9 protein-coding genes are annotated in these 13,147 nt (G+C 61.0%); 1 reads left to right on the top strand and 8 read right to left on the bottom strand.

The genetic code is table 11. The features are described 5' to 3' along the window. Positions 1-17: 17 nt before the first annotated feature. Entirely contained in the window at positions 18-1,091 is a 1,074-nt protein-coding gene (locus HWX74_RS01555; protein WP_176011853.1) for a uroporphyrinogen decarboxylase family protein, read from the top strand. A 193-nt stretch (positions 1,092-1,284) separates the two neighbouring features. Here the strand turns inward: HWX74_RS01555 and HWX74_RS01550 are convergent, their stop codons facing one another. The 8 genes from HWX74_RS01550 to queC all read right to left on the bottom strand — a co-directional run bounded on the left by HWX74_RS01550 (position 1,285) and on the right by queC (position 13,144). Beyond that, positions 1,285-3,210, bottom strand: coding sequence for a TIM44-like domain-containing protein (locus HWX74_RS01550; RefSeq protein ID WP_176011852.1), 1,926 nt, complete (start codon positions 3,208-3,210; stop codon positions 1,285-1,287). Next, positions 3,207-4,304, bottom strand: coding sequence for a 23S rRNA (adenine(2503)-C(2))-methyltransferase RlmN (gene rlmN, locus HWX74_RS01545; protein ID WP_176011851.1), 1,098 nt, complete (start codon positions 4,302-4,304; stop codon positions 3,207-3,209). The genes HWX74_RS01550 and rlmN overlap by 4 nt, the downstream gene beginning before the upstream one ends. Beyond that, positions 4,259-5,905 (bottom strand): glycosyltransferase family 39 protein, encoded by a 1,647-nt coding sequence (locus HWX74_RS01540; RefSeq protein ID WP_176011850.1) that lies wholly within the window; start codon positions 5,903-5,905, stop codon positions 4,259-4,261. The genes rlmN and HWX74_RS01540 overlap by 46 nt, the downstream gene beginning before the upstream one ends. A gap of 28 nt (positions 5,906-5,933) precedes the next feature. After that, positions 5,934-7,301, bottom strand: coding sequence for a magnesium transporter (gene mgtE, locus HWX74_RS01535; protein WP_176011849.1), 1,368 nt, complete (start codon positions 7,299-7,301; stop codon positions 5,934-5,936). Positions 7,302-7,527: 226 nt separating this feature from the next. After that, entirely contained in the window at positions 7,528-8,133 is a 606-nt protein-coding gene (locus HWX74_RS01530) for a hypothetical protein (protein WP_176011848.1), read from the bottom strand. A gap of 218 nt (positions 8,134-8,351) precedes the next feature. Then, positions 8,352-10,697, bottom strand: coding sequence for a family 78 glycoside hydrolase catalytic domain (locus tag HWX74_RS01525; RefSeq protein WP_176011847.1), 2,346 nt, complete (start codon positions 10,695-10,697; stop codon positions 8,352-8,354). Positions 10,698-10,715: 18 nt separating this feature from the next. After that, entirely contained in the window at positions 10,716-12,455 is a 1,740-nt protein-coding gene (locus HWX74_RS01520) for an ABC transporter ATP-binding protein (RefSeq protein WP_176011846.1), read from the bottom strand. After that, positions 12,452-13,144 (bottom strand): 7-cyano-7-deazaguanine synthase QueC, encoded by a 693-nt coding sequence (gene queC / locus HWX74_RS01515; protein ID WP_176011845.1) that lies wholly within the window; start codon positions 13,142-13,144, stop codon positions 12,452-12,454. The genes HWX74_RS01520 and queC overlap by 4 nt, the downstream gene beginning before the upstream one ends. Positions 13,145-13,147 lie beyond the last annotated feature (3 nt).

The raw sequence follows: 13,147 nt of genomic DNA, 5'->3' as shown, positions 1-13,147 counted from the left end.
GGAAAAGAGGGAAGCATATGACGCAAAAAGTCTCCGTGGATTTTCATCCGAAGTTTCTCCACGATAACTTCGGGGTCGATTTTGGCGAAGCGTATCACGCCGACCCGTTTTTACGGGCCCGCGAGTGGCGGCGTGTGCAGCAGGAACTGCACAACCGTTTCGGACAGTACGGCCTCTTTCCGGCGCCGGCGGCGGAACACGCCGGAGTGCTCGACGGCATCGGCATCCAGCCGCTCGATTTTTTGAATGCGGCGCTCGGCGGCCGGCTGGAATTCATGCCGGCGGAAGCGGTCTGGACGCCGGATAAGCCGCTGAGCCACATTGAAACGCTCGATGATGTCAGGGCGTTGCCGGAAATCGACTGGGAGACGGAACCGTTGTACCGGAATCTGCTGGCGCAGTACGAGCAACTGCGGGCCGCCGATCCGGCCGGGCGGCCGACCGGGCTGCAATGCGCGTTCCACGCCGGCGGGGATGAGGCGATCCTGATTACCCACAGCTCCTATACGACCGCTTTCCGGCTGCTGGGCGACCGCATCTTCGAGCTGATGATGTTCGAGGAGGAGGTGGCGATGGCGCTGTTCGAGTACATCTACCGGCAGTACCGCCGTCAGGCGGAACATTTCTGTCGGCTGGCCGGTTGGAGGATCACCAAAATTCACTTTGGCGACTGTGCGGCGACGATGCTGTCGCCGGATTGGTTTGAACGCTTCAATCTGGTGTTGGCCGAAAAAATCATCGGGGAAGGCGGCTATACCGGCTGCGTCCAGCACTCTTGCGGACCGTCCAGTCATCTGCTGGAAAGCTTCACCCGGATTCCGAAGCTGGAGGAGCTCCAGCTCGGCTACGGCACCGACCTGGCCCAGGCACGTCGACTGTTTCCGGACACCAGAATCATCGCCTTTTATTCGGCGGCGGCGCTGCTCAATGAGTCTCCGGAGCAGATCGGCGCCAATCTGGAACGGATGGCGGCGGAATTGCAGGATCATTACCAGATCGTCGGATCCTCGTTCGATCCGGCGACGCCGCCGGATCATCTGACCGCGTTTCTGGAAACCGCGCAGTTGCTCAACGCGGCCGGTACGCCGTAACGCGCCGTTTTCGCCGCCGCCGTCAACGTTCCAGGAAGGACCGCAGTGTTGTTGCTGTACATCTTCGCATTGGCTCTCTCGATCCATATTTCGCCCTTCAGGGCGGTACGAATCTACTATGCCATGAATTAAAATCTTGTCAAACCATACTTATCGAACTTGATTGGAATATTCGGCGCCGGCGTTGGGCGGCTCAGCCGTTTCGGCGGCGGTTCAGATGGTAAAGGCAGGTGCGCTGCCGGTTGATGGCCTGCCTGACGTCGTAACGGCTGAAATGCAGCATTTCGCCGATTTCGTGGAGCAGTTTCTCTTCCCGCGGCGATAATTTGCCGTCGATCAGCGCCATACGGGCGATGGCCTGCAGAAACTGGTTGGCGGCGATCGGATCTTCTGGCAGTACCAGCTCGAAACTGCTGTCCTTGACGGCGGACAGAATCATCTTCAGGCGGGCGTCGCTGACGTTGACCGCCCGCGCCAGTTGCTCCAGCAACCGGCGCTCTTCCGGCGCTTCCTCGTGGTCTTTGAGCATCATCCAGGCTGCGGCGGCCAGCAGCGTGTCGACATGCGGGATCGAGTCGAGCTGCAAATCGTTATCCGGCCGGTCCGGCGCCGCCAGCAGTCCGGGATCGCTGAAATCGGCTTGTTCCAGATAATTCTGCAGGGCGGTGAGTACCCAGTTGCGGCTGCCGTCGGACCATACCGTCCCGCAATATTCACAGCGGTCGACCCCCTCCGGCGTTTCCGGCGCGCCGCAATTCGGACAGAACGTACTGCTCAAAACCCGTTCCGAAAATGTTTTGACCCCTTTGCGCCGGGCGAGGACGAAGACCTGGCGGTAGAGGATCGACCGGTCCGGACGGACCGGCAGCGACGATGGAATCGGCGCGGCGGTTTCGTGGCCGCTGAATACCACCAGCATGGTGAGGAAGTCGAATTCCGCCGAGCTTTCGCTGTCGCAGCCGAGCAGTTCGATGCTGCCGATTGCCGCGTCCGCCAGGAAGCGGTGTTCGCCGCCGGCGTCCGGTTGGAAAGTTGCGGCATTGGCCGCGATAAATTCCGGCGTGGCCACTTTGCGCAATTGGCGGCTGTCGGCCAGCAGCCGGGCGGCCTGGTACCGGTAAAAAATCAACGCGGTCCGGTCGGCGACGGCATAGGGGCTGAAGGTCCGGTCATGCTGCTGCAACCGGGCGATCCCCGGCCGGACAGCCTCGTCTTCCAGACGCCGGTAGGCTTCCACCTGCGTCAGATTCGTCAGCACCCAGTCGTAATCGCCGGAATTGACGATGGCGCCGCAGCTCGGACAACAGCAGCGGTCCAGCCGTTCCAGCGGCGTGCCGCAATTCGGACAGCAATTTTCCCAGACAGAAGCGCTATTTTTCTCCCCGGCGCCCTTGCGGCGGACCAGCGTCCAGTATTCGGAGAACTTTTCCGCTTTCCGGCTTCCGTACAGTTGTTTGCCGGTCGCCGCGTGGAGATAGTAATCACTCTGCCGGGCGGTAACCAGGAAATCCATCCGGTCGAAATAATTGTCGGCGTTGCAGGCGACGATCCGGACGTTTTCGATTTCCTCCACCGTCACGACGTTGTGCACCGCGGTGGAACGCTGCATCAGCAATTGAAGCTGGAAACGTTCGAAGATGCCGTCGGAAAGAAAAGCCCGGGCCGGCGTCATATCCTGGTTGCTCCAGCACTCCTGGATGAGGCGGTATGCTCTGGCGACCCGGCCGCACAACGCCGCTTCGGAGAATTCCGGATTGCGCAATCGGAATTCCCGGCTGTGCTTGTCGAAATTCAACTGCTCCCGCGCCAGATGTTTCCGGCGGTTCAGACGGTCTTTGTACATCCGGTTCAACAGATAGATCTGCCAGTAAAGAAATGCGATGACGAGGATGTCCGCCGGAATGCCGATGAGCGGATATTGAATTGTCAGGCGAAGGAGAAACCAGAAGAGGTAAAGCAACCCGTCGCCGCCGCCGCCGAAGTCAAGCAGCCCTCCGCCGTCGAATCCGCCGCCGAACAAATTGCCGCCGCCGGCCGTTGCCAGCGCGGCCGGCGCCGATGCTCCGGCCAGCAGCAGGACGGCGAACCTTTTCAATCGTTGGAAATTACGGTGCGTCATTCCGTCGCGGCTGGGGTTCGGCGGTGGGTTGCCCGCAACTGGCCGCAGGCGGCGGCGACTTTGGCGCCTTTTTCCAGCCGCAGCGTCATTTTGGCGCCCTCCGCCTCGAGAAGTTCGGCAAACCGCCGGATGACCGCGTTGGAAGGCCGCCGGAAAAGTTCGGTGGTGGCGTTGTAGGGAATCAGGTTGATTTTGGCGTGATGACGCCGGGCCAGCCGGGCCAGGGCCCGGGCGGCGCTGTCCTGGTCGTTGACGGCTTCGATCAGGGTGTATTCGAAAGTCGCCATCCGGCCGATCTTCTGCTGGTAGTCATCCACCGCGGCCAGGATTTCGGCGAGCGGATAGCGCAGGGTGTCCGGAATCAGGACGGCCCGGGTCGCATCGTCGACGGCGTGCAGCGAAACGGCCAGGTTCAACTCCCGGCCGAATGCCGCCAGTTCATAAATGCCGGGGACATAACCGCTGGTCGAGACGGTCAACCGTCGCGGCGCCATGCCGAACCGCTCCGGCGCGATCAGCATCGTGATGGCCGGCAGCAGTTGTTTCAAATTGAGCAGGCCTTCGCCGATGCCCATGAAAACGATATTGTCCGGCAGCCGGCCGATGCGGGCGCTGCCGTGATACAGTTGCTCAAGTATTTCGTGGGTGTGCAGATTGCGGATCAAACCGTCGCGGCCGCTGGCGCAGAAACGGCAGCCGACCGGACAGCCGACCTGGGTGCTCAGGCAGAATGTCATGCGGCCGGGAGAGGGGATGAGCACCATTTCGATCGCCTCGCCGTCGGCCAGGTGCAGCAGCAGCTTTTCCGTCCCGTCCGGCGCCGGCAGCGTGGCGGCCAGCGTGGAAGAGCAGTCGGCAAAACGTTCGGTCAGCGCCAGCCGCAGAGCGCCGGGCAGGTCGGTCATGGCGGCGAACTGCAACGTGTGACGGCGGTACAGCCACTCCTGCAGTTGTTTCCGCCGGAACGATTTTTCGCCGTTGTCGCGGAAAAATGCCTGTAATTCCGCCTCCGGCACGGTCAGGATGGATGGCAAGCAGGACGACATGGTCAGGGCTCCGGCGCCGTCGTCGTCGGGTCCAGTTCGCCCCGCCACAGACAGATGCGTTTCTCTTGATAGGTTTTGTCCAGCAGATTTTTCCAGTTCCGGCCGGCGCGTGATTCCGGATAATCCGGGCTGATCAGATAGACGACCGGCGCATCCTGCGGCAATTCGCGCAGCGAGGATAATTTATAAACCTTGCCGCCCAGGTAAAAACATTCGCCGTACAACCCGCGGATGTCGTTGATGTAAACCGCCGGCAGCCGGTCGCCGGTGTCCGTCAGCAGCGCGTTGCGCAGGGAGAGGGCGAATTTCCGCTTGCTGTTCTCCTGATCGCTGTAGGGTCGGGTGATGCTCCAGTAGAACAGTACCGGAGCCATGGTCAGCAGCAGCAGCGTCAGCCAAATCGGAATATGCCGGTACATTTTCCACAGGAAAATGCCGATGAAAAGTGCGAGCGTGCCCAGCAGGATGCCGTTGGTCTTGGCGAACAGCGAGTGCCTGAACTCCAGACTGCGTTCCAGCGGAAAAAACTGCGTCCACCATTCCGGCGGCAGCAGATAAAAGCCCAGGATGGCAATCCCGGCGGCGGCGGTCAGCCAGAGGAATGGCGTCAGCAGCTTGTGCAGTTGGCCGCCGTAACGGCGGACCAGCAGCCAGTAGTTGATGCCGGTCATGATTCCCAGCGGCGGCGCCAGCAGAATGATGTCGCGCGGTTCGGTCAGCGGACTGAACCAGAGCAGGAAGAACAATGAAATGAACAGCGTGCGCAGATACCGGCTGAAAATCGGCACCGGGTCCAGCGGCTGAAAAGCGACGCAGAACGGAGTCCAGGCGATCAGCGTCCACGGCAGGAACCGCACGATCACATCCAGCGGGAAGAAACAGAGGTGATAGAGGTATTGGCCGACGGTCGGCAGGGCCAGCCAGAACGGGTCGCTCTGGACATTGCCGTCGTAGAGCAGAATCGGCAGTTTCCAGAACAGAATCACCAGCGCCAGCAGCACCAGGCCGAGATAAAAGCCGGGACGGTTCAGCTTGGTGCTGACGCTCAGCGGCCGCCGCAGGAAAATCAGCGGAAAGATGAAATAGACGATGGCCATGAAGCCGCCGACGTAAAAAGCCAGCGCGGTGAAACCGAAGCCCGCCAGCCATGCCGCGCTCCAGTTGCCGCGGCGGGCGCCCAGCGTGAACCAACTGAGCTGGCCGGCGGTCAGCAAAAGCAGCATCAACATGTTCGGATAACCGTTGAGCGCTTTTTCGATGACGATGTTGCTGGCCAGCAAAGTGACGGTTGCCGTGGCGCCGGCCATCGTACCGCCGATGCGGACGGTGGTCAGGTAGACCATTGTCGCCAGGATGCCCAGCGAGGCGATGGAAAGCAAGCGCAATGCCAGCTCCATCGGAATGCCGAGTTCATAGAGCAGCCTGGCCATCAGCGGATAGAGCGGGAAGCCGTTGGCGACGGCGACGGCTTGTTCGATGCTCAGCGGCGGAAACCAGGTGTTTTCCACCGCCTGAATTGCGTAATTGACCTCTTCCCAGTAGAGTTCCTTGCTGCCGAGCAGCCAGGGACAGTACAGAAAAAGAAAACTCAAAACCAGAACGATGACCGCAGTCGTCGGTTTGACGGGATGTTCTTCATAGCGTGCCATAATTCGAAACCTCTTGCTGAATCCCCGTTCACAACAACAACGTACACATGCCCAGATAGATCAGCGATGCCGAAAGGTCGTTGCCGGTGGAGACGAACGGGCCGGAGGCCACCGCCGGATCGATCTTGCATTTGTGCAGCAGAATCGGCATCATCGCGCCGGAAAAGGCGGCGAAGCTCATCGCCGTAAACATCGAGCAGGCGACCACCACCATCAATTTGAGCAGCGAGAGATTGCCGGTCGCCGTCGCGTCGGAAAAATAATGCAGATTGAGAAAGACGACGCCCGAAATGATGACGCCGCAAACCACCCCCATGATGGCGCCGACCAGCAGTTCCCGCAGGAATACCCAGACCAGCCGGGAGAATTCGATTTCGCCGAGCGCAATGCTCCGCACCGTCACCGCGGTGGCCTGCATGCCGGTGTTGCCGCCCATGCCCAGGATGACCGGGACGAAAGCGGCCAGCCCGGCGGCGGTCGGCAGAAAGAGCAGCTTCTGGACGATAAGACTGACGATCGAACCGGTGAGCATCGTGATCAACAACCACGGCAGCCGCAGCCGGACGATGGACAGCGGCGAAATTTCCCGCTGTTCGATGTCCGGTGCTCCGGCCATTTTGGCCATGTCTTCGGCGGCTTCGTCATCGATGAAGTCGATGATGTCGTCGACGGTGATCCGGCCGACCAGCTTGGAATCGTGGTCGACCACCGGGATCACCATCAGGTCATACTTGCGGACTTTGCGGGCGACTTCGCTGCCGGGCTCGTCGACGGTGGCGTAGATCAACTGCTGGTCGACGATGTCATGGATTTTGGCGTCGCCGGGAAAGGCGATCAATTCGGCAATATGGATGCTGCCGACCAGCCTGCCGTCGGCGTTGACGGCGAACACGGTGGTGACCGGGTCGTCGAAATCATCGGCGGCCAGCGCCTGGATGGCCTGTTCGACGGTCAGGTTGTCCGGAACGGCGTAAAATTCCGGCGTCATCAGGCCGCCGGCGGAGTCCGGGTCGTATTCCGCCAGTTCCTGCAGTTCTTCCTTCTTGTCCGGCGTCAGCAAATGCAGCACGGTATCCTGGTCGGCTTCGTCCATCTCGTTGAGGATGTCGGCGGCGTCATCCGGCGCCATCTCCTGCAGCATGCCGGCCAGTTTGTCGGGGGAGAGGTTTTCGACGACATCCTCGATGTCGCCGGCGTCCATTTCGACGATGACTTCGGAGGCCAGTTCATTGTCCAGAATGGAGAAAATCAGCTCGACTTCTTCCGGATCAAGTTCTTCCATCAAATCGGCCACGTCGACCGGGTCGGTCTCGGCAATCGTCCGCCGCAACTCGTCGTAAAGGCCGTTCCGCAGAAGATTCTGAATATGTTTCTTGTCTAAGCGAACCGATTCCATAAGGATATCCAATCTGCCGTTGAACCCGGAGCCGGGATCCGGATATTTCGTGAAATCCCGGCCGGAATTGCGGAAGGGAATTCCGGCCGTTCGGGCTTCCGCACCGGCCCGCCGGATCGTCGGTTTGCGCTAAAACGGCGTCCGCCGGGAGGTCTGGAAGATTTTAACAAAAAAACAGCGGCAGTTCTGTCGTTCTACCGCTGTTGCGCGAAAGCACTGGCAAAATTTACAGATCGTCGTTGTCCAAATCGATGAACAGGAGTCCGCAGAAGAAATCACCCAGTTCCAGCGGATGGATGGCGACTCCGGCATTGACCAGCCAGCCGGCTTTGACCGAAATCGCCCAGAAATCGAGATCCTTGTCGCGGTAGACGTCGCGATGGCGGTTGACCAGCGAGAACTCCTGGTTGTTGACCCAGTATTCGTTGATCGGGCCCCAGACGCTGCGCACATAGGTTTCGTCATAGTTCCAGCAGCCGGCGCCGAAACGCTGGGATTCGATCATGGCGACGCCGTACTGGCGATGAAAACCGTTCTGCAACGTGTAGCTCGTGCCGAACGCGCCGCCGAGCTGGGCGTACTGGGTGACCGCCACGTCAAGGGAGGCTTCCGGGCCGGCGCCGAGGCTGAGGGAGATGACATCGCTCAAATCGAGCAGCCGGTTGGGAATGTACAGAAGAATTGCTTTGCCGGCGTTGCACAGCGACTGCTCCAAACGGTTTTCGCGGGCCGGATCGAACATGCCGGCGGCTTCTTCCGGACTGGGTTCGGCAGCCGTAACCACATTGACGGATAACAGCGCCAGAGCCGATAGCAGTAACGTTTTTTTCATAAAATCCACTCCTTGAATGTCTCTCTTCACCTGTTGCCGGACCGGGAAAACACACCGGACGGCACCCCCGGCCGAATGATCCCGGATAAATACTGGATACTTTCCGTAATATATCCTCTGCCGGACATTGTGCAAGGCGAAAGAATCATCGTTTTAAAAAAAAATTGCTTTTCGCCCCGGCCCTTCCGAACGGCGCGAAAAGCCGGAGCGGCGAAAATTCACGGCATGACCGCCGAAGCCCGGTCAACGGCGGCGCCGTTAATCGTCAAACTGCCGACCGGACATTCCGGCAGCGGCACGACGACGGGAGTCAGCGCCGGCGGATGCTCGATTTCCAGCGCGAGCGTTTCACCGTCCCGCCGCCAGGCGATCCGGATGAACCCTTCCGGCGTCGGGACCGTTCCCTCCGCCGCGTCGAGCCGGTCGCCGTACGGAGAAACCTGAAAGCGCCGGAAGCCCGGTTCCAGCGGCGTGACGCCGAGAATGCCGGCATGGTAGAAATAGACCGGCAGCGCGCTCCAGCCGTGGCAGAGGCTGCCGGCCTGCTCGAAGTCGTCGCCGCCGACGGTAGTTTCCCACAGGCTGGTCGCTTCCCGCTGCAGCATGCCGTCAAAGTACTCCTGCAGTTTGCGTCCGACATAGCGCCGGCCTTCGGGGCCGCCGGAGAACATGACCCGGCAGAGATAGGGCAATGCGCTCAGCGTCACCGGCGTCAGCCGGCCGCTGTAGATGGTGTCCAGCACGGCCGGAACTTTTTCCGGCGGCGCCGTCCGGGTCCACAACGCCAGAAACTGGGTATGGTCGTGGCCCAGGTCAGAGGGTTTGCCGCCGATCAGCTTGGTCGCGTAGCATTGCCGCTCTTCCACCCAGAAGGCCCGGTCGATCGCCCGGCGCAGCGCCGCCAGAATTTTCCGGTAGCGTTCGGCGCGTTCCGGCTGCCGGTCGAGTTCGAGCAGCCGGGCGTAGGATTCGAGCATTTCGCAAAGGTAAAGATTGTACAATGCGTGGAATTCATCGGCGCGGCAGGAGCCGAATGGGAACAGCTCCGGCGCCCACTCGTAGAAGTGCCAGGTTTGCGGTTCACTGCCGGGATGATACAGTTGATTGCTTTCGCAATAGCCGGACAGCGCCTTGGAAATCATGAAGGCGATCTGGCGGTCGAAGCGGCGGAACAACTGGAAACAGCCGCTGAAGAGCACATTTTCCAGAATGGCCGCCACCCAGACGAAGCTGAAACACGGGATGGTCAGCGTCCGCATGCTCGGCGCGCAAAGGTTCAACAGCCCGTCGTCGCCGACGGTCCGGCCGAGGATGGTGAAGCTGGTCGCCGCATAATGGTAGTTGCCCCAGACATAATAGCCGTACAGCGCCTGGTTGCGGGAGTCATAGGCGTACAGCGACTGCTCCCGCCACGGACAATCCTCATAGTGCTCGTGCATGCACAATTCCAGCGTCCGGACTGACAATTCGCGCAGTTTCAGATAATTCCGGTCGGCGCAGTTGAAGCTGCCGGCGGCCGGCCGTACCGCCTCGTGGGGCGTCAGGCCGATGCGGTGGATGCGAATCGGTCCGCAGAGGTTGGCGATGTTCAACTGGAGATAACGGCAGCCGACCCGCCGGAACGGCAGTTGGAAACTCTGGCGGCCGTCCCGGCAGCGGTAACGGTCGGTGAAATGACGGCCGCCGACGAACATCCGCACTTTGCCGTCGTCGAGGTGCTCGCCGTGGGAGATATCGACGACAGTGCCGGCCGGCGCGGTCAATTCCAGGTCGATGAAACCGAACGCTTCGCCGCCGAGGTCGGCGATCAGGCAATAGCCGTTGTAATCGTCGGGCGGCGATTTCAGTTGTCCGGCTTCGAACAGTTCGGCCGGGTCGATGAAAACAAGCGCGTCGGCGTCGGCGGTTTCGGCAAAAGTGTCCAGCTCCCGCGTCCGCCGCAGCCAGGCGGCTTTGACGATATGAGCGGTCAGCGGCGGCCGCAATTCCAGCGGCGGCAGCGGCCGCGGTTCGAGGGAGCGCCAGTATCCTTCGACGCCGGTCGCCAGTTCGACCGCCGGCCGCCACTCCGGGCCGGGCGGCTGGGCGCCGAGCGGAAATTCAATGGCGCGGGCGGCGTCGTAACAGACGACGTAACCCAGTTGCGTCGTGAGTTTCTCATACTCGCCCTGCCGGAAACCGGTCTGCACGGCGCAATGCCAGCGGCGGTCGGTGACAATGGCGGTGTTGCCGCAGCGGATGGCGCCGATCAGGCCGGCCTGGCCGGCCGCATAGGTGGAGAAATTGCCGCCGCAGTAATAGACCAGCACTTCCAGCACATTGCAGCCCGGCCGGAATTCGGTGTCGAAGACGGTGTAGGTCCGGTCCTGCGGCGCGTCGGAGAATTGGCCGCGGCCGATTTCGCGGCCGTTCAGGTAAGCCAGGAAGTTGCTGTCGGCGGCAAGGGCGACCCGTCCGCCGCCGCCGGAGGTTTGGAATTCCCGGCGGAACGCGACGTATTGATTTTTTTGCGGCAGCGGATTGTCGTTCCAGATGATTTTGGCTTGATGCAGCAGTTCCTTCATGGCAAACCCTCTTATCGGTTAAAATGAGTGCATGGAATACAACATTTGGTAATAGCCTTCCAGCGCCAGCAATTGCTGGTGGGTGCCGGCTTCGACGATTTTGCCGTCGCGCAGGCAGTAAATGAAGTCGGCGTTGCGCACCGTCGACAGCCGGTGTGCGATGATGATGGTGGTCCGCCCCCGGCATAACCGTCCCATCGCCTCCTGCACCAGCGCTTCGGACTGGTTGTCCAGTGCGCTGGTCGCCTCGTCGAAAATCAGGATCGGCGGATTTTTGAGGAATACCCGCGCCAGCGAAATGCGCTGCCGCTGACCGCCGGAAAGTTTGACGCCGTGTTCGCCGACGGCGGTGTCGAAGCGGTCCGGCAGCGTTTCGATGAAGTCGAGGATGTTGGCGAGCCGGGCCGCTTCGATGAGCTCCGCGTCGCTGGCGCCCGGTTTGCCGAACAGGATGTTTTCGCGGATGGTGGTGTCGAACAGGAACGGCGTCTGTTGAACGATGCCGATGTTGGCGCGCAACGCCTTCTGCTGCAATTGGGCCACCTCCCAGTCATCGATCAACAGTTTGCCGCCGGAAACTTCATAGAAGCGGGGGATCAGCGCGGCCAGCGTGGTTTTGCCGGCGCCGGACTCGCCGACCAGCGCGACGGTGTGACCGGCCGGGATATCGAGGTTGACGTTATTGAGCACCCAATCCTGGTGCTCATCCTGTTCCGGATAACGGAAGAACACCTGTTCGAAGCGGATGCGGCCGGTGATCGAGGCCGGCGCGACGGCGCCGGGCCGGTCCTTGATGTCCGGCTGTTCGTTCAGGATGTCCTGGAAGCGTTCGAACGCGGTCAGCCCCTGCTGGAACTGCTCGGTGAAGTTGACCATCCGGAAGATCGGCATCGTCACATAACGCGAATACATCGAAAAGGCGATGACCTGCGCCAGGTTGGCCCGTCCGAAATAGACCATGATCGCGCCGGCGGCGATGAACAGCAGCGAATAACTCTGGATCAGGAAGGTGATGCCGGCATGGAAGGAAGCCATGACGTTGTAGACGCTTTCCTTGGCGGTGCGGTAGTCGCGGTTCACCCGGAGGAAGCGGTCGATTTCCAGCGGTTCGTTGGTATAGGACTTGACTTCCCGGATCCCCTGGATGGAGTTTTCCACCTGGCTGTTGATTTCGGCTACCTTGACCCGGACGTCGCGGAAACCGGCGTGCATGCGCCGCTGGTGGATGGCTCCCCAGAAAACGATCAGCGGCAGCGGCAGCAGCGTGATGCCGGCCAGCAGCCAGTTGAGGTAGAACATGACGCCGAAAGCGCCGGCCAGCGTGATGACGGCGATCAGCAGGTCCTCCGGCGCGTGGTGGGCGACTTCGGCCAACTGGGTCAGATCATTGGAAATCCGCGACATGATATGGCCGGTCTTGGTCCGGTCGAAATAGCTGAACGACAGCTTCTGCAGATGAGAGAAGAGGTCGCTGCGCATGTCCGCCTCCATCCGGGCGCCGAGGTAGTGTCCCCAGCGCAGTGCGACGTATTCGCCGATGGTGGTCAGAATGGTCAGGAACAGCAGAAGCGCGACCGCCGCCAGCAGCGGTCCCAGTTCGGCGCCCGGCAGATAGGTGTCGAAAATCAGGTAGGTGACGTACGGAATCAGCACGGTCAGCACCGCCTGGCTGATCACCGAAGCCAAGTCCCAGTAGAACAGTCGCCGGTGCGGGAGATAATAGCGGATGAACGCTTTGATCTGGCTGAATACCGTCATGGCCGGTCGGTCCGGTAGCGGGTGGGATCGGCGACGCCGGCCTCGGCGAATCCGGCATGACGCAGGGCGCAACTGTCGCATTTGCCGCAACTGAAGCCGTTTTCGTCCGGATTGTAGCAACTGGTGGTCAGGCTGTAATCGACGCCGAGCGCCAGGCCGCGCCGGATGATTTCGGCTTTGGACAGGGTTTGCAGCGGCGTCCGGATGTTGAATTGCCACTTTTCATCACAGGCTTTGGTCCCGAGCCGGGCGGTTTCCCGGAACGAATCGATGAAAGCCGCCCGGCAGTCCGGGTAACCGGAATAATCCACCGAGTTGACGCCGATGAAAATATCGCGCGCCTCCAGCACTTCGGCATAACCGACCGCGAACGACAGGAAGATCAGGTTGCGCGCCGGCACGTAGGTGACCGGAATGCCGTCGGTCGAATGGGCGTCTGGCACCGGCAGGTCGGAGGTCAGCGCCGAACCGCCCCAGCGCCGCAGGTCGATGTCGATGACCATATGGTCGGCTGCCTGCAGAGAAGCGGCGATTTTTTTGGCCGCGTCCAGCTCGCAATGATGACGCTGCCTGTAGTCGAAACTTAGCGCGTAACAATCGAAGCCCTCCGCCCGGGCGATCGCCAGACAGGTGGCGGAGTCCAGGCCGCCGCTCAAGAGCACGACGGCACGTTTTTTCGGGGTATCCATGGT

Source organism: Victivallis sp. Marseille-Q1083 (genome assembly GCF_903645315.1).
Lineage (GTDB): Bacteria > Verrucomicrobiota > Lentisphaeria > Victivallales > Victivallaceae > UMGS1518.
This window is presented reverse-complemented; position numbering and strand designations above follow the sequence as displayed.

What these genes read in the sequence shown, in the direction of transcription:
- HWX74_RS01555 (WP_176011853.1), top strand. Translation starts at nt 18, where the DNA reads ATGACGCAAAAAGTCTCCGTGGATTTTCATCCGAAGTTTCTCCACGAT.
- HWX74_RS01550 (WP_176011852.1), bottom strand. Translation starts at nt 3,210, where the DNA reads ATGACGCACCGTAATTTCCAACGATTGAAAAGGTTCGCCGTCCTGCTG.
- HWX74_RS01540 (WP_176011850.1), bottom strand. Translation starts at nt 5,905, where the DNA reads ATGGCACGCTATGAAGAACATCCCGTCAAACCGACGACTGCGGTCATC.
- mgtE (WP_176011849.1), bottom strand. Translation starts at nt 7,301, where the DNA reads ATGGAATCGGTTCGCTTAGACAAGAAACATATTCAGAATCTTCTGCGG.
- HWX74_RS01530 (WP_176011848.1), bottom strand. Translation starts at nt 8,133, where the DNA reads ATGAAAAAAACGTTACTGCTATCGGCTCTGGCGCTGTTATCCGTCAAT.
- HWX74_RS01525 (WP_176011847.1), bottom strand. Translation starts at nt 10,697, where the DNA reads ATGAAGGAACTGCTGCATCAAGCCAAAATCATCTGGAACGACAATCCG.
- HWX74_RS01520 (WP_176011846.1), bottom strand. Translation starts at nt 12,455, where the DNA reads ATGACGGTATTCAGCCAGATCAAAGCGTTCATCCGCTATTATCTCCCG.
- queC (WP_176011845.1), bottom strand. Translation starts at nt 13,144, where the DNA reads ATGGATACCCCGAAAAAACGTGCCGTCGTGCTCTTGAGCGGCGGCCTG.